This window comes from Calditrichota bacterium (assembly GCA_013151735.1).
Classification (GTDB): Bacteria; Zhuqueibacterota; JdFR-76; order JdFR-76; family BMS3Abin05; genus BMS3Abin05.
The window spans coordinates 1-16,375 of record JAADHR010000151.1 but is presented as its reverse complement, the minus strand read 5'-3'; the positions used below and the strand labels follow the sequence as shown (position 1 = coordinate 16,375).

The following is a 16,375-nucleotide window of genomic DNA, read 5'->3' as shown; positions in this document are numbered from 1 at the left end:
GCGTTCAGGGTTGACCCCGTGGTAATTACGTCATCAATCAACACAATTCGTTTTCCTGAAAAATGAAGGCGGGGGTTGGCAACAAAGGCACCCGATACATTGCGAATCCGCTCCACCGCTGAAAGGCCCGTGTTGGTGGGTGTATTTCGCGTGCGTTTCAAAGCATTTTGAATATGTGTCATTGCATTTTCAGCAGCCACCCCCCTGGCAATCAATTCACTTTGATTGTACCCCCTTTTCCGCCGTTTGCGCGGATGCAAAGGCACGGGAACAATCCAATCAATTTTCCACTCGCGTAGCTGGGTTGACAGATGTCTCCCCAGCCACCTGCCAAAAAAGGTTCCCAGTCGCCTCTCTTTTTGATACTTCAGCAAATGCAGCAATTCTTGCAGATTGGATTCAAAATAAAAACCCGCCAAAAACCCATCCAGATAAATGGGATGGGTTTTGTGGCGGGAAATCCAAAGAGTCTCCAGCTTCTCTGCTTCATCAAAAGGCTGAATTTTCGAAAAACATGACCGACAAATGGGATCGCCATTTTCAACGACCTCCTTACACACCAGGCAGGTTGGCGGGTAAACAAAATCAAGAAGCCATGAGAACGGCGTTTTTGCCCACTGAAACATGTCCCCCCGTAACGTCATCAGAACGAAAAAGGATAATTAAGCGACAGCCTCGGTTCGATGCGTTCCTGAGGTTTGTACACGTTTTCTTTTTCATCCAGAACAAAACTCCAGATGTAATCGACGTAAACAATCAGGTAAGGCTTTATCTTGTAGCCGACTCCCACACGGGCAATGGAGCGATTGTCCAGCGTAAATACATCCTTAGCCGTTTCGATGCTCATTTTATCATACGACGCATGCAGCGCCAGCACAGGGATTAGTTTTGTGGCGTCTGCACTCAAATGCAAAATACCGCTTTTGGGCCGGGCATCTAACCGCTGGAAACTTCCCATGAGTTCAATGGTTCCGAGGATTTTGCCGTACAGCGACCCATAAATCCCTTTGGTCTCGGTTGTAATGGTATCAAGAGAGGCCACTTTTTCAATGCCCCTGCCCGCTCCGTTTGGCAAATAACGGTACACTTCATAAAAGGCGTCAAAATAGCTGGCCAGAAATTTTTCTCCCAGAAATCGGCGTTCCAGATTGGCTTCTACTGAAAGCAGCCCCAACAAGTTTTTGATCTGAACCCCAATACCCACGGCTTTCCCCGAACCGTAATCCTTGATTTTCGCATAGTCCCCGTACACACCCATCCACAAAATCGGCCAATTAATAATGGGCAGCTCGACATCGGCGCCGTACTCAGCCACGGCATCCTTTGTAGCCCGGTTTCCGTCCGGATCGGTGTCCGTCACGTAAGTTGCGCCAAAGGCCAGATTTTTGAGAATGGGGACACCCGAGTAGTGAAGCGGTCGAATGTACCCGCGTCCCCCGATCAGTTCCAGCCGGGCAAGGTTGCTCGTCATGGACTCAAACCCCACAAAGCCCATGTCCACATCCAGAGCCAGACCCACCTTGCGATCGTCGTAACTGGCCTGGTTGGTGTAATAATTCATAATAAATCCATGTCCAAGCCGGGCGGCATCCAGAGCCCCCACGCGGGTGTAGAATTTATCCCCTTTCCAGCCGTAACGGACGTATCGAATCATTCGAAGATAATCATATTTTTCATTCCAGTCCTTGGTACGGATATGACCGGTTTTGGTACTGTAAAGCAAATTGACATTCAGCCCCAGCCCCCATTTACCAAACGCAATTTCCGGACGAAGGTTAATCGTAAAATAGCTCTCGCCGTCAATGGTTGTTAAACCGATCCCCCCGTTTAGCAATCCCTCCTGAGCCTTCCGATTCAGATTCATCAACCCGAATTGGGCAAATGCGCTGGTGGCTAAAAAACTGGCAAGCACAATAAAAAGAACACCCATTAACCTTATTTTTTTCATTGACGTGCCTCCTTATTTAAATGAATGGTATTGTTGACGCGTGTGACTATCGATTTCGAACCGTGAGTTTGTGATTTAAATCTACCTGTCCAAATATCTTTTTCATCAACACAAAAAATATCCGGTGTGACAATGAGAGAAAAACGGATAAAAACCGATTTAAATTACTTATTTTTTCCAAATAAATCAAGGAAAAGTTTCCGGCTTTTCGCCCAAAGAAACCCGTTCATAAAGAAATACGGCAAAAAAATTACAAGAAATGAAAATAATACTTGACATTTTGTAAAAGATACTTTACATTTTATTCTGAAAATGAGTGGAATCCCTGGAATTGAAATAATACTCGATTCAGTGTCAAAACCGTCAATGGCGCAAATAACGTTTTATCGTGATATTAATAAAAGCCATTCGAGGTTCTTCGTAAAATTCGTGGGAAACAACCTCTAAGCTCGGAATCGCAATGGACAATGAAAAATACGCTTCGAAAACACCGTTTTTTAGCAGATGAACTGACGCAGGAAGAAATCGCGCAAAAGGTGGGTGTGAGCCGCCAGACCATTATCGCCATTGAAAAGGGAAAATACAATCCTTCGGTTTTGCTGGCTCTTAAACTGGCCCGCGTGCTGAACACAACAGTTGAATCACTTTTTCAGTTGGAGGAGAGCGATGTTTAAGACTCTTACCCCCCGGGTGGGCACGGCTTTTGCCAGTCTGATGTCCATTTTTATTTTGTTGATTGGCCTTTCCCGCTGGCCGGTGGTCCTGCTGCTTTTATTGCCTTTATTTTTCACCAACAACCTCTTACGGTTCCTGGGCAGACTTCACGATCGCGATGAGCGGGAAATTTTACTTTCACTAAAAGTGGGGAATCTCAGCTTCTTTTTAACGTACACCCTTCTTGTTCTGGCATTCATTTTCAGGTATCCCGAATTCAAACAGGGCATTCCGCCCGACTGGGTCCTGCTTCTGGTTATTCCACCCGCTTTCTATTTTTTTGCCCAATTGGCCATCCTTAAAAGCCTTAAACAAAGCGGTATTGTCATTGGTCTGATTTTTGGCGGGTTCTGGTTGTTATTCACCCTACTGGGCCACGGATTGACATTCGCCGGGCTCATTGAGAGTCTGATCGGACTATTTATCATCGGGACGGCCCTTGCATCAATTCGCTGGCCGATCATTGGGAGCAGTCTCTTTTTATTCGAAGGGATTTTCGCGATTTTTTTCTTTTTTCATTCCGGAATGCCGGCATCTACCAAACTAATGATGTTCGTCATTCTGCCTCTGCCCCTTTTGCTAAGCGGTATCTTTATTCTGATCGAAACCCTGTCAACACATCCACCAAACAAATAAGCGAGGTGACGTATGAAAAAGACAATTATCGTGCTTTTTCTGGCCCTGACGGCAATTTTCGCCGCACCGAGTCACGCTCAGAACAGCCGCATTGATTTCAGTATCACACTGAGTGGCACCATTCTTTATGGGATTGACTACCACTACGATTTCAACCGTCATTCCGCACTGCGTGCGGGGATCTATCTGGGCGTTGAAAAATGGCATTTTGTGCCGGGCATCCATGCCAATTACCAGTACTCCTTTTTGCCGGGGAAAACCATTCGCCCCTACGTGGGCATCGGCCCCGATTTCATGCTGACAACCGATCCCAAAAAGGGCTGGGCCCACCTGACCCTGTTAAAGTTTCCCACGGGAATCCTGTACACCCGCAGCGAGAAAAATCAATTTGGCCTGGAAATTTGGCCGGCCTATTTCGCCGCCCGGAAAAAAATGGTTCCTCTTATCGGAATCAGTGGGATTTACAGTCGGAAGTGGTAATCCTCTTTCGGTGACATTAGATCTCATTTGCACGAGGGCCACATTCACTAAATAGCCGTTTTCTGCCGATAAAAGCAGTAAGAATTCTTTTTCCTAATAAAAAAGACCAACAACTGGCCAAAGTACGGATTAAATTTAAAGGCGCGTCTAATTGTCCTCTGTTCATGTAACCATTCGCATTTTAAGGGGAAAGGACGTCTTCAACACACTGACGGATTCCGATTTTCTTGCATCCTGGCAAAGCCTGAGCTTGCGCCAGAAAATGACAACCGTTATTCAGGAGCCCCCCTTTGTTCTGACGTGGTATGAGCACTACCTTAACACACACGAGCCGGTTCTGGTACTGGGTTACGACGCCGAAAGCAGACTGATCGGTCTTATTCCTCTGTCGTTTTCCAGAAACGACGGCCGCCTGGCCCACGCAGGAGATTGGCAGGGCGAGTACCACGGATGGATCTGCGAGGAACATCTTGAACGTAATTTTCTTGTTGAAGCCATGATTGCCATAAAGAACGAGTTCCACCCTCGCCAATGGACCTGGCGGTGGATACCTCCCGGGGCACACATCGATTGGCTCCATTCAAAGAAACTCGCACAAAACGGAATTTTTGTAAAATACATTCGGCAACGCCCCCCTTTTCTGGATTTGAGGGCCGAAGAGAAAATCAAAAAAATTATGCGGAACAAATCAATCAAAAGCAAGATAAATCGGTACAAAAAAAGGGGATATTTCCATCTTGAACGAATCACAAGCAGAGAAAAAGCAGAAAGGTGGTTTGACAGTCTCGCTGCACAATGTGATTTCAGGCAGGAAGCCATTCATGGAGAAGCACCCTTTGAAAACGATCCGAATAAAAAGAAGTTTTACATTGCCCGAATGCGCTATCCGCAGAACAACCATTTCAGCATTTTATGGCTGAACGACGAGCCCATTGCTTACCATTTTGGCGCCTGCGATGACTCCACGGTTTATCTGGGACTCACCGCTTACGATCCGGTTGAAAGCAGGAATTCTCCGGGAACCGTTTTATTTGTTAAACTTATCGAGTTGCTCAGGCAAGAAGGTTTCACTCGGTTTGATTTAACGCCCGGCGAGGACGAATACAAGGCCCGCCTGGGCAGTGATCATCACGAGGTTGTTGAGCCCACATTTTATTTCAATCGACGCGATAAACTTCTCAGGGACGTCAGTGATTTGCTCAGAAAAACGGTCAAATATCTGGTATTGGCCCTGCGAATCAATCCCAAAGGCATCAAGCAAAAAGTGGCCAAACTTTACGATTTTCAAAAGAGAGCCCGGAATAGCGGGTGGTCCGAGACCTTCGTGCACGTGAGTTCCCGGCTTTTCAAGCGGAAAAAAGACCGCTATTTTAGGCTCGCACCGGGAACAGGTCACAAAAACCATTTAACCGATTCAAAAGGGGTTCACACGCAGCGCTATGCCGATTTCATGCTGTTTCGGAGCACCTCCCCCTGGCGAATCCGGGCGGATATCCTTCGGGAGGCTCTGGCCCACTATTCCCGGGGCGAAATCTCCTACACTGTCGTGAAAAATGGCGTCCTCACTGCGTATGGGTGGGCCGGCCGGCTCTCACGGGTTAAAGGAGGTTCACTATCGGCAAACCGTTCAGGCATTGGGGAAAACAATGAGGTACTCGTCCTTCACGATTTTTATGTGAATCCTCAAGTAAAATCGTCCAAAGTATTTTCGCAGGTGCTGACAAAAATGGTGAACGACCATTTGTCTCCTGCGGAAAATCCCATTTTTCTTATTCTTTCAAGTAAAAGAGCCGATTTAAGTAAAGTGGCCCGTGAGATGGGTTTTGAGCCTTTGAACAAATCAGAAATTCCCGAAGTAACCGCAGGCTTTATGCCTGCGTGTGTTTCCCGATCGCATCCGTAAAGGATGCGGCTACACTAAGGGACACGAATCCAAACACATCTGAATTCGGAAACGAAGAACACCTCATGAATACTCTTTTCAAAATCTCATTCACTCTGCGCACGCTCGCCAGATACCTCGCCGATTACAAAAGCCGGGTGCGTGTTGCAAAAAAGAAACCCCTGCACATTGTTTTCGCAACCGTCGACCACTACGAACCCGGAAGCGGTCAGGCAGACCCCAAAACCGAAATCGAGCGGGTGGACACCCTTCTCAAACGATATCCCGAGCTGGTGAAGGAACATGCCGACCATGCAGGAAATCTGCCCAAACGAACCTGGTTTTTCCCGCCCCACTACCACCGATTTTACGCGCTGAAAAAATTAGTCTCATTATGCGAAGCCGGGTACGGTGAAATCGAACTTCACCTGCACCACGGAACGGTTCGTCCGGATACATCCGAAAATCTCGAAAAAACCCTTCGCCAATGCGTGGAGGAGTACTCCATGTTTGGCATTTTCGGCGAAGAAAAGGGGCAGAAAAAATACGCGTTTATTCATGGTGATTGGGCACTGGACAATTCCCGTCACGGAAAGTATTGCGGTGTAAACAACGAGATTGAGATTCTTGAAAAAACGGGCTGTTATGCGGATTTCACCTTTCCTTCTCTGAATGAATCGAATCCCGCACAGATCAATTCCATCTATTACGTTAGAGACAATCCCCACAAGCCGAAAAGCCACAACACGGGAGTGCGAGTCGCCAAAAACCGAAAGCGCGGCCCCGGACTCATGCTTGTTCAGGGGCCTGTTTATCCATTCTGGAAGAAAAGCACCCCGTTGGGACTTCGTATTTTCGGGGATGCCATTGACGGCGATCCGCAGGTTACCCCGCGGCGCATTGACGCCTGGATCCGCACGGGCATTCACATTGTTGGGGTTCCGAACGTTGTTTTTGTGAAAACCCACACCCACGGTTCGGTTTACGCACAGGCAGCTTTGGGAGAAGAAATGGATTTTATTTTCGCGTATCTGGAATCGGCTTACAACGACGGTACGAACGCCATTCTCCACTACGCAACGGCCCGGGAAATGGTCAACATAATCTCTGCTCTGGAAGATGGAAAAAACCCAAACTATCTGGAGGACTATCGGAATTACCGGATATCCGCTCCCCGGTACGACTCGTCGGCAGATATCGAACGTGCGTCAGACAAACTGAAAACCCTTGTTTGTAAGACCTACTGCTGTGATCAAAACCATTTTTCGTAGGGAAACAAATACAAAAGGTGCCTGTCCGCACATCTGAAAATCATTGCACCAAATTCTGACTGTTCTATTTCAAGAGTATGTGTTCCTTGGTGAAAATTCGTGGGAATTGCCGTCCTGCATTCGAGGGTGGATGATCGTGGTTGATTCCGTTTAAAATAGTTCCAACAAGCAGGCCTCCAACTCCCCGGCGAGGGCTTTTCTGGAAAACTTTTTTTCAACGAACCGAAGGCCGTTTTTTCCCATCTCTTCACGCATCCGGGGATCCGATTTCAAGTGAAGGATGGCGGAAATCATTTGTCCGGCGTTTTCCGGTTCTACAAAAATACCCGCACCGGATTCCTGCAAAACATGTCGCGCCTCTCCTTCCACACTCAGAATGACAGGGCGTTCGCAGGCCATCGTGTCAAACATTTTGGAGGGCAAGGCTCCGGTAAACAATTCCTTTTTTCGAAGCGGAACCAGACTCACATCGCACGCAGAAATGTACCCGGCAATTTTTTCTCGCGGAACTTCCCCCAGAAGAGTTAAATTGGTTAGTTTTTTTTGGGATTTCAACGCCTCGACAGTCTGTTTCTTGGGCCCTTCCCCCACAAAGATGAAGTGAATGTCCTCGTATGATTTCATTTTCTCAATCACTTCACAAAGAAATTCCATTCCCTGGGCCAGCCCCAAAATTCCAAAATATCCCACAACAAATTTATTTTGCAGGCCAAGCTGTTCTTTTACCCCGGCCCCAACGTTCCTGAAATAACGGGTATTCGTTCCATTTTTGACCAGGCAAATTTTTTGCGGCGATAGTTTTCTGCGCAGCAGGGCTTCCCGGATGCCGGCAGTAACCACAACAATTTTTTGGGCCTTCCGGTAGAAGAATTCTTCGAGCGTTCTGGCCCATCGAATAAAACGGGCATTGTTCAATTCTCCCAGAGCCACCGCCGAATCCGGCCACAAATCCCGGACTTCAAACACAAATTTCGCGTTTTTCAGTCGGCTCAGAACATACCCGCTTACCCCCACAAAAAGTGGAGGCGATGTGGCGTAAACTATATCGAAGGATCCGCGAATAAAAAGACCTGCTACCAACGAAGACAGGGCAAAACTCACATAAAAAAGCATTCGTTTTAAGAAGCTTTTTTCGGGGGAAGCGTAAACCCAGGTACGGCATACGGCGAAATTTTCCAATTTCACACGTTCCCAAAATTTGTTCCGGTATTCCCGGGGCACAATTCCCCGGGGATGATTGGGAAATTCTCCAATCACCGTGACCTGATGCCCCCGCTCGGACAAATAATAGGCCATGTCAAATGCCCGCGATTGGGTAGCACCTACTTCAGGGGGAAAATATTGGGAGATGTAAAGAATTTTCAGAGGCCGAGTTCGATGCTTTTCCACTTTTTCCGATAAGTCCATAAAAAATATCCAATGATAATGACAGCAAACGTGCCAAATCCCAATGATGCTGCCTGAGCAGCTCCAATAATTCCGCGCTTCGGAATAAAAATCAAGCAAAATGTAACATCCACCACGACTCCCAGAAAGGGCGCAATGATTGAAACCCGCGGAAATCCTCGTCCCCAAAGATTAATGTTCAGAATGGAGGCAACACTCATCATCAGGATTCCCGGGAAAAGCCACATCAGGGCATGGTAGGAAGGGCGAAACGTTTCTTTGTAAAAATAAACAATGAGCTGTTCACCAAAAAAGTAAAAAAATACAGCCAGAGAAATTCCGATCAAAAAGGCCACTCCCGTAACCCGCAGGGTGAGGTTCATCTGATAGCTTCCCCTGCTTTCGGAGACCTTCGGGAAAAGCACGGTTCCTGCCACATTTGGCACCCGCTGGATGAGATTTGCAATGTTCATCGCCACGGCAAAAAGGCCGGCCTGGGCCAGGCCCACTTTGTAGTTCACAATGTACAAATTGGACTGAATTAAAAGGTAGATCATCAGGTAAGCCAGAGTGGCCCGGCTTCGGATGGACAGGTCCCGAAAAAACTGCCCAATATTCGGACGAAAATGGATTCGGTGCTCGCGTCTGAAAATAATCAAAGAAATAACAAAAACCACACTCATGGCTGCAAAATAATTCGTAAGAACCAGCCGGGTCGTCATTTGGCTAATGGTAAAAAAGAAAATGGCATTGAGAACAAAAAAGACGAGTGTGGGGCCGATATACGAAAGGTTGTAATGCCAGAATTGCTGCAGCCCCAAAAAAATACCCTGAATGCTTCTATTAAAAATAAAAAAAAGGGCGACGCCAATACCGATCCGAACATACAGGGGGTTCAGGCCCGGAAAAACAAATTGGTACAACCGCCCGGGAAGAAACAGGAGGCCTGAAAAAACAAGGAAAATAATGGCCCAATAGGCTACGGAGTTTGAAAAAAGTTTGGAAATATTATCATCTGATTTATCCCGGCTGGTAAGATACACATTTGCCCGGTGTACTCCTTCACCAAAAAGCACCAAAAGAACCGTTGCCAGAAAAACGACCAGACCGTACTCTCCCCGACCCGTGCGACCCAGAGCGCGGGCAATAATTACCCCATTTAAAAATCCAGCGACAAAAACCAAACCCTGAGAAAAAAGTGTTACAGCAAAATTTCTGATGAAGCCCATAAAATCCCTGTTCCTGCAAATGGCTTGTCTGAAAAATCCAACGGCATTCTTGCCCGTATGGGATCCAATGCACCTATTTTTCACATTTCAAATCCGGATCAGAATTTAATATATGAATTATTTTCATTTTTTCCTATCTAATTTTTCATTCACGGAAGAAAAGAAAAACTTGATTTTTGAACAAGTTTTGGGTTAATTTAACCCAGATTCGGAAAACAAATTGGTTCTACTGGAATTTTTGTGGAAAAGATACTCTTTTTGAAAATAGAACCCGGCCTTCTGAACCCACCCCGTGACTCCTCCCTGATCTCAGCGAGGAGGCCGGAGGGAGGGTCAATAATAAAATAAATTGATTTTTTGGAGGGAATAATGCCAGAATCATCTCGAGAAGCCGAAAGACGGCGGTATCTGCGCGTTCATCCGGCCCAAACAAACCCGATCCGGGTGGCGGTTTCCTTTCAAGACACTGTTCTGGAAGTTGATCAGGTAAAAGATGTAAGTTTGGGAGGAATCGCCTTTCGCCTGCCTGAGAAAAAAACCACTCCCCCGATTGGTCAGAATTTAGATTTTATTGAACTGGAAATCCCCGCACAAGGCAAAATCCAGGCACGGGGGATTATCCGCCGCTATGATTGGGATGCTGAGGTAAAGCCGCCGGTAATGGCTATCGAATTTCTTCAATTGCCCTATTCGGGCGAGAAAAAGCTATTTCAGTACATTAACCAGCGGCAGCGTGAACTGCGAATGTTTGGTACAAATTAGTTTCGAGTTTTTGACGATACTCCGAAGGAAAAACCTCTAAGCGAATTAGAGCAAAAAAACGCGTGATTTTATGTCATCTCAAACACGAAAATACGCATTTCTGCTATTTGCGATTATTGCCCTTGCGATCGCCACTCTCAGCATTGCTGACATGTTTTTTCAGAAGCCGTACGACGGAATCACCTCATCCTACCAAAAGGGCAATTTGCAAATCGTAGAGATCGCTCCCGGCGGTCCGGCCGCACAGGCCGCTCTGCAAAAAGGAGACAGTATTTTGGGCATTGCCCACCAAATTGTAAAATTCCCCTCCGACGCGGCCACCGTTTTAATGAAACAAAAAATCGGTCAAACCATTCCCTACCTGATTCAGCGCGGAACGTCCATTTTTACCGTCTCACTGACTCTGGGGAAATATCGATTAGTCAGCACATCCTATTACTACTACGCCGTTATCGGATTAATTTTTTTCCTGGTCGGGCTGCTGGTTTTTCTGTTTAAATCCGAAGACGCGGCCGCCCGGCTTTTTTTCCTGATGAGCACATCGTTCTTTCTGTTTCTGGTCTGCAGCCTCCGGCCTCACTCCTATTATTGGGTCGATTGGTTTGTGCACAGCGCCGGGACATTTTCCCTGTTCCTTTTGCCGGCCTTTTTTCTGCATTTTTTTCTGATTTTTCCCAAACCCAAACCCTGGCTTGAGAAAAATCCCAAAATCCTTTATCTGGTTTATTTCCTCCCGGCACTTTTATTCCTGCCTGACTTTTTCTCCTATTTCGGACAATTCCCAACCCCCTTCATCCTCAAATCGTCTCTGAGCTGGGCTCTTTTGGTGATTTATTTTACGCTGGGGATTTTCAGTTTCAGCCGGACTTTTCTGGAAGCCACCGATTTTGAGACTCGGCGAAAACTGCGGGTAATTCTCTGGGGAATTATTCTTGGATTGGTTCCCTTCCTGATTTTCGGCGTCATCCTGGGATCCTTTTTTGGAAATACACAATACCTGCTGGCCGGCGTCATTCCTATGGTTTTTTTGCCCGTTTCTTTTGCCTATGCCATTATCCGATTTCAATTGATGGATATTGACATTCTCATCAACAAAAGCGTGGTCTACACCCTGACCACCTTTGTTATCTCTTTGCTGTACGTTATTTTGATTGCAACGGTTGACGCCCTCACGTCGTTTACCCGCCTCGCCAACTCACCCGTCCTCCCTTTTGTTCTGGCATTGCTTATCGTTTATTTTTTTAATCCGTTACGTGATCGTATTCAAACCATCGTCGATCGTACGTTTTTCAAGGAAAGATACGACTATCGCAAAACGATGGACGAAATTTCGGAAGCCATCATCTCAATTCTGAGATTGGATGAATTACTTAATTTCCTTATCCAGAAATTAAAAGAAACATTGCGCGTCAACCATGTCTCGATCGCAGTGAAAAATCCAAATAATTCCGATTTTCAGATCTTTCCTGTAATCAGCGGCCGGCCTTCAGATTTTATTCACAAACACTCCTCCCTGGTTCAATTCCTGGAATCCGAACGCAAACCCATTCGTCGAAGAGATCTTCAACCTTACACCGCCAACCAGAATATTCTGGCAGAGCTTCAACGCGTGAACAGTGAGCTTATCATCCCCCTTATATATGAAAATCAGCTGATTGGAAGTATTAATCTTGGCTCACGGCCAGGGAATGAACCCTTCACAAAAGAGGATATCCAGCTTCTGAAGACCCTCGGCAATCAAACAGCCATCGCCATTGAAAATGCCACACTTCACCAAAAATTGACTCATCAGGCAGAAATTACCCGCGACCTGAAGATCGCCTCTGAAATGCAAAACCATCTTTTGCCGACAACCCACCCGTCCATTCAAGGAATAGAAATTTTGACCCACACGATTCCTGCCCAGGAGGTGGGCGGCGATTTTTATGATTTTATTGAAATTACACGAAACAGAGATCAGATGGGAATCACGATTGGCGACGTTTCAGCCAAAAGCATCAGCGGAGCCATTGCCATGGTCGCGGCCAAAGAAATCATTCACTCCGAAGCCAGAGACCACCAATTTCCTTCTGAAGTGCTGTGTGAAAGCAGTGAACGGCTGTACGGATTGCTTGAAAAAAATATCTTTGTCACCCTCTTTTACGGCCTTCTGGACATGAAGGAATTATCCCTGCGTTACTCGTGTGCCGGACATCCGCTGCCGTTCATTGTCCGGCCTGAGGAAAATGTGGTCCTCCAACTTCAACAAACGGCCGTCCGCTACCCATTGGGCCCCATTCAGCCCTATCATTACGATGAAAAGAGTTTTTCACTGAAACAAAACGATATTCTTTGTTTTTACACGGACGGTTTAACAGAAGCCATGAATAAAGAAGGCGATTTCTTTGGAGATGAGCGACTCCGAAAGGCCTTAATGACGCACGCAAACGGCTCCCTGGAACGCTTGAAATCAGGTGTTTTGAATGAGATAGAAACCTTCCTGAACGGAAACGCACAGGGAGATGACATTACGCTGGTTCTCCTGAAAATCAGTGATGTCGCAGGTTCACATTGAAACATGCACCCTCCATTCCCGTAGATTCTGAGCAGAGGGATTTGCATCTTGAAAACGGAAACCCGAATTTTTAACTTGGATGGATTAGCTGGATATGCTTAAAAAACTAGTTTATGTTTTGGCTGTGATTATACTGGGAGGGGGGGTGTGGTATGCTTTTTTTCACAATCCGCGTTCGGTTACCACACATTCGAAGGCAGCCTACCAGGAATTTCTGGAGGGAAAAGAAGCCGCCAATAAATTCTACAACAACGAAGCTGAAATTCATTTTGCCAAGGCGATTTCTTTGGATTCAAACTTTGCAATGGCCTATCTGTACCTGGGTGGAATCTACAAATCCCAAACCAATAAAAAACGGTTGGCAGAGCGGTATCTGAAAAAGGCGAAAGAATTGGCCTCAACGGTTTCCGAAAGAGAACGATGGATCATTTTTATGAATTTGGCCCCGTCGGAAAAAAAGCGAGAAGCCTATCTGGACAGTCTTCTTCAGAAATATAATAATACCGTGGAGCCTCATCTTGCCAAGGCCGGTATGGCTATGCGAAAAATGGATTACAAAACCGCTGAACAGGAGTTCAAACGAATTTTGCAGATTAATCCCAACTACGCAATGGCCTACAACATGCTTGGCTACCTGGCCAGTCAACAGGGAAAAACGACGGAGGCGATTGCCTATTTTAAAAAATATATTTTTATTGCTCCGGACGAGGCCAATCCTCACGACAGTCTGGGCGAATTGCTGCTGCTTATTGGCCGATATGATGAAGCGATTGCCGAATTCAAAAAGGCCCTCGCCATACGTCCGGAATTGGCCACCGAGCGATCCATTTTGGCTGATGCCATTCGTTATCATTTTGCAGAGGCCTACTTTTTTAAGGGAATGTTTCAAAAAAGCCTGGATTACCTCAAAAAAGGTGAAGCGCTCTCTTCAAACAGTGAGTATTCCCTGCAGATGCCGGGCCTCCAGGCCACTATCTATTATCAGATTGGGAATTATAAAAAATCACTGCAGGTGATTGAGCAAACGAAATATACGGTTCCTGTTTTGGTTCTTCTAAAAGGATTAAACGCCTTTAAGCTGCACGATAACCAACTGCTTGAGCAGTGCCTCACAAACATTCAAACCGACACCTCGGCCCAAAAGAGGAATTCTCGGGCTTATAAACTCATCTTTAATTATTTGGTGGGCAAGAAAGCGCTGGAAACGGGTAAGTATTCCCGCGCGATTCCTCTTTTTTTGGATTTTCAGAAATTCCCTGCCGCTTCGATTTTTATTGTCAGAGACTTATCCTGGGCCTATTACAAGAATGGGGAACCGGATTCTGCATTTGCAGTCATTCATAGGGCCTTGAAAATCAACCCCAATTCAACAGATGCCTACTTCAGTTTAGCCAGAATTTATTACGACCAGGGGAACTATGCGGAAGCGAAACAGGCGGCCGAACATTATTTTAAGATTTATTCCGCAAGAGATCAGGAAACGCCAGACACCCGGGACATGCAGACGCTGCTGAATCGGGCCATTCCAAGAATCCGGCATCGACTTCAAAAATAATTTGCTTGGCAGGCTGTTTGACGGGAGAATCAGGGGTTTATGCGCAGCGCGCACGTTTGTTGTTTCTATTTATGGAAACTGGCACACTCTTTTTTGCGCAAATGAGGGGAATGGCGGCGTTCGGTTTTAAGGCAAATTCCTATTGTTTTTCTGCTCGGGCTTCAACGTGATTCGCGATAGAATTTTTTTGTCTTCTTCCAGGATTTTCCGAATTTCCTTCTTTTTTCGATTCAGGCGCTTTTTAATTTTCGGGGACCTGGCATAGGATAAAAACATCTCGCAGTATTTTTTTGACCGCACGTAATCGTGATCGAAAAAGGCACTGATCGCCACTTTATAAGCACAAATTGCCTCATTGTAATGATTGGAAAGCGTTTCCTTTTCATAAGTTTTCAGAAGATCCGCGAAGGCATTGGCAGCCTGGTGATGAAACCCGCCCCGAAAGTAGGCTTCTGCCAAAGGCCAGAGAAAAAAACGACTTCCGGGGTACTGCTCCAGGCCCTGCCTGGCATAATCGATGGCGGCTTTCCAATTCCCACGGTCAATTTCAACCCAGATCAGTTCGTTTAGTGAAACAGAGCGCGCAAAGCGGCTTTTCCGAAAGGCGAGCTTTATTTTTCGGATCCCATCTTTGGTGCGATCCGGGAAAATGGGCAGCCACTTTAAAAATTTTGTCTTTCGGCTTCGCCAGTACTCATAGGTTCCAATCCCGAGATAGGCATCAAAAACCGTACTGTCTAAGGACACAGCCCTATTCAATAGGCCCATTCCCTTTTGAGCCAGGCGAATTCCCTTGAAATATTTTTTTTCATGAATGAGATAAAGTGCGTAATAGCTGTACCCGCTCCCGGCATAAAAATAGCCCCACCCATCCCCCGGGTAGCTGTGAATCATTCTATTCGACAATCGAATTGTCTTCTGAATATATCGTTCAAACACATCTCCTTCGCTGTAGTCTTCCAGATCCATCATTTTCGATTGAATCGCTGCCGCCTTGTAAAAATATCCCCGGGGATCGTCCGGATTTTTGGCAATGAGACTGTCAAAAACCGAATAGGCCAGTGAATAGTTTTGAAGAATCGTGGCATCAATGCCCCGTTTAATGGCAGTATCCAGTACGTGATTTTTTTCCCAGTGAGGAGAATCTGCAGAAAACAGGGCCAGAGGAGGCAAAAGCAGAAAAAAGAAAATTGCCTGAAATACTTTGTTTTTAAAAATCCGAAAGGCTGTATCGATTACAAGCATCATAACCTGCAAAATAGAGTTGAAAAGAGTACGCATGGCTTAAACAAAATAGCCGATTTTGGTCAAAGAAACAAGCCCTTTTCTTAGGTAATTTCTCTGCGTCACCACAACATCCGGAGCCTTTTTCGCATCCGGCCATTTACCCTTTTCCGGTTCAATTTTCCTAAACCCCTGTTCTGAGATAAACCGGCTCAAAAGCAACCAGCCCAAGGGACAGAACTCCCCATGCTACGACTCGCACAGAAAGCCGCATGTGGTTTTTAAAGCGGTTTCAAGCGGCCGAAGAAAGGGTTTGGCATTCTGATTTATTTCATGGGCTTGCTCGTTGTGTGGAAAAGTGTGAATAATATGTGGATAACTTCACATTTTGCCGTCACATGATGGGGACAAGGACAAAAACGGCTTTACTTCAATAAAAACAGCGGATAAATACCGCCCTTCCTTCATACACAATTCCAACAGCTACGCTTCTTCTTGTTTATTAATAAGTTACACATCAATAAATTTCTGCTTCAAATGAACCGCACAAGCACAGGCAAACAGGCTTCAAAAGGGTCTAACTAATTATTTCTGAGCTTAATTGCAACGAACGATCCATGTGAAAAATATGTGGATAACTTTTCTGTTAGTGAGAACCTTCAGTTTTTTGAACCAACTTCAACAGCTGTTCTTCTTGCCGGAGCCCTACCCAAAATTCTTTAATGGTTCCTTTT

The 16,375-nt window shown here is 46.0% G+C and carries 14 protein-coding genes; 8 read left to right on the top strand and 6 right to left on the bottom strand.

The features are described 5' to 3' along the window. Both GXO76_10950 and GXO76_10945 read right to left on the bottom strand, forming a co-directional pair. Positions 1–626: ComF family protein (locus GXO76_10950; protein ID NOY78372.1), on the bottom strand; the 626-nt coding region annotated here is incomplete at its 3' end. 17 nt (positions 627–643) lie between these two features. Further along, positions 644–1,948 carry a hypothetical protein gene (locus GXO76_10945; GenBank protein NOY78371.1) on the bottom strand — a complete coding sequence of 435 codons (1,305 nt, stop codon included), beginning with the start codon at positions 1,946–1,948 and terminating at the stop codon, positions 644–646. A gap of 467 nt (positions 1,949–2,415) precedes the next feature. On the opposite strand from GXO76_10945, the gene GXO76_10940 reads away from it, so the two are divergent. The 5 genes from GXO76_10940 to GXO76_10920 all read left to right on the top strand — a co-directional run bounded on the left by GXO76_10940 (position 2,416) and on the right by GXO76_10920 (position 6,931). Next, the gene (locus tag GXO76_10940) at positions 2,416–2,622 is read left to right on the top strand and encodes a helix-turn-helix transcriptional regulator (protein ID NOY78370.1); all 207 of its coding nucleotides are present in this window, start codon (positions 2,416–2,418) and stop codon (positions 2,620–2,622) included. Next, positions 2,615–3,298 (top strand): hypothetical protein, encoded by a 684-nt coding sequence (locus tag GXO76_10935; GenBank protein NOY78369.1) that lies wholly within the window; start codon positions 2,615–2,617, stop codon positions 3,296–3,298. Before GXO76_10940 ends, GXO76_10935 begins: the two co-directional genes overlap by 8 nt. A 12-nt stretch (positions 3,299–3,310) precedes the next feature. After that, positions 3,311–3,778, top strand: coding sequence for a porin family protein (locus GXO76_10930; GenBank protein ID NOY78368.1), 468 nt, complete (start codon positions 3,311–3,313; stop codon positions 3,776–3,778). A 151-nt stretch (positions 3,779–3,929) separates the two neighbouring features. After that, the gene (locus GXO76_10925) at positions 3,930–5,681 is read left to right on the top strand and encodes a GNAT family N-acetyltransferase (protein ID NOY78367.1); all 1,752 of its coding nucleotides are present in this window, start codon (positions 3,930–3,932) and stop codon (positions 5,679–5,681) included. 65 nt (positions 5,682–5,746) lie between these two features. Then, on the top strand, positions 5,747–6,931 hold the full coding sequence (locus tag GXO76_10920; GenBank protein ID NOY78366.1) for a hypothetical protein: 1,185 nt from the start codon (positions 5,747–5,749) through the stop codon (positions 6,929–6,931). Between the two features lie 150 nt (positions 6,932–7,081). Here GXO76_10920 and GXO76_10915 read toward each other — a convergent pair whose 3' ends face one another. Then, positions 7,082–8,320: a glycosyltransferase family 4 protein gene (locus GXO76_10915; protein NOY78365.1), complete on the bottom strand. Its 1,239-nt coding sequence runs from the start codon at positions 8,318–8,320 to the stop codon at positions 7,082–7,084. Then, positions 8,293–9,546 carry an oligosaccharide flippase family protein gene (locus tag GXO76_10910; protein NOY78364.1) on the bottom strand — a complete coding sequence of 418 codons (1,254 nt, stop codon included), beginning with the start codon at positions 9,544–9,546 and terminating at the stop codon, positions 8,293–8,295. The genes GXO76_10915 and GXO76_10910 overlap by 28 nt, the downstream gene beginning before the upstream one ends. A gap of 369 nt (positions 9,547–9,915) precedes the next feature. Between GXO76_10910 and GXO76_10905 the strand changes: the two genes are divergently transcribed. The 3 genes from GXO76_10905 (at position 9,916) to GXO76_10895 (ending at position 14,417) form a co-directional block, all read left to right on the top strand. After that, positions 9,916–10,308 (top strand): hypothetical protein, encoded by a 393-nt coding sequence (locus GXO76_10905; GenBank protein NOY78363.1) that lies wholly within the window; start codon positions 9,916–9,918, stop codon positions 10,306–10,308. A gap of 70 nt (positions 10,309–10,378) precedes the next feature. Further along, positions 10,379–12,862 carry a SpoIIE family protein phosphatase gene (locus GXO76_10900; protein ID NOY78362.1) on the top strand — a complete coding sequence of 828 codons (2,484 nt, stop codon included), beginning with the start codon at positions 10,379–10,381 and terminating at the stop codon, positions 12,860–12,862. 94 nt (positions 12,863–12,956) lie between these two features. Next, positions 12,957–14,417 (top strand): tetratricopeptide repeat protein, encoded by a 1,461-nt coding sequence (locus tag GXO76_10895; GenBank protein ID NOY78361.1) that lies wholly within the window; start codon positions 12,957–12,959, stop codon positions 14,415–14,417. 126 nt (positions 14,418–14,543) lie between these two features. Here the strand turns inward: GXO76_10895 and GXO76_10890 are convergent, their stop codons facing one another. Further along, positions 14,544–15,698, bottom strand: coding sequence for a hypothetical protein (locus GXO76_10890; GenBank protein NOY78360.1), 1,155 nt, complete (start codon positions 15,696–15,698; stop codon positions 14,544–14,546). A gap of 3 nt (positions 15,699–15,701) precedes the next feature. Then, on the bottom strand, positions 15,702–15,872 hold the full coding sequence (locus GXO76_10885; protein NOY78359.1) for a hypothetical protein: 171 nt from the start codon (positions 15,870–15,872) through the stop codon (positions 15,702–15,704). Positions 15,873–16,375 lie beyond the last annotated feature (503 nt).

Excerpts from the sequence above, each read along its gene's own strand:
- GXO76_10900 (NOY78362.1), top strand. The coding sequence starts at position 10,379 with ATGTCATCTCAAACACGAAAATACGCATTTCTGCTATTTGCGATTATT.
- GXO76_10905 (NOY78363.1), top strand. The coding sequence starts at position 9,916 with ATGCCAGAATCATCTCGAGAAGCCGAAAGACGGCGGTATCTGCGCGTT.
- GXO76_10910 (NOY78364.1), bottom strand. The coding sequence starts at position 9,546 with ATGGGCTTCATCAGAAATTTTGCTGTAACACTTTTTTCTCAGGGTTTG.
- GXO76_10930 (NOY78368.1), top strand. The coding sequence starts at position 3,311 with ATGAAAAAGACAATTATCGTGCTTTTTCTGGCCCTGACGGCAATTTTC.
- GXO76_10940 (NOY78370.1), top strand. The coding sequence starts at position 2,416 with ATGAAAAATACGCTTCGAAAACACCGTTTTTTAGCAGATGAACTGACG.
- GXO76_10920 (NOY78366.1), top strand. The coding sequence starts at position 5,747 with ATGAATACTCTTTTCAAAATCTCATTCACTCTGCGCACGCTCGCCAGA.
- GXO76_10895 (NOY78361.1), top strand. The coding sequence starts at position 12,957 with ATGCTTAAAAAACTAGTTTATGTTTTGGCTGTGATTATACTGGGAGGG.
- GXO76_10890 (NOY78360.1), bottom strand. The coding sequence starts at position 15,698 with ATGCGTACTCTTTTCAACTCTATTTTGCAGGTTATGATGCTTGTAATC.
- GXO76_10935 (NOY78369.1), top strand. The coding sequence starts at position 2,615 with ATGTTTAAGACTCTTACCCCCCGGGTGGGCACGGCTTTTGCCAGTCTG.
- GXO76_10945 (NOY78371.1), bottom strand. The coding sequence starts at position 1,948 with ATGAAAAAAATAAGGTTAATGGGTGTTCTTTTTATTGTGCTTGCCAGT.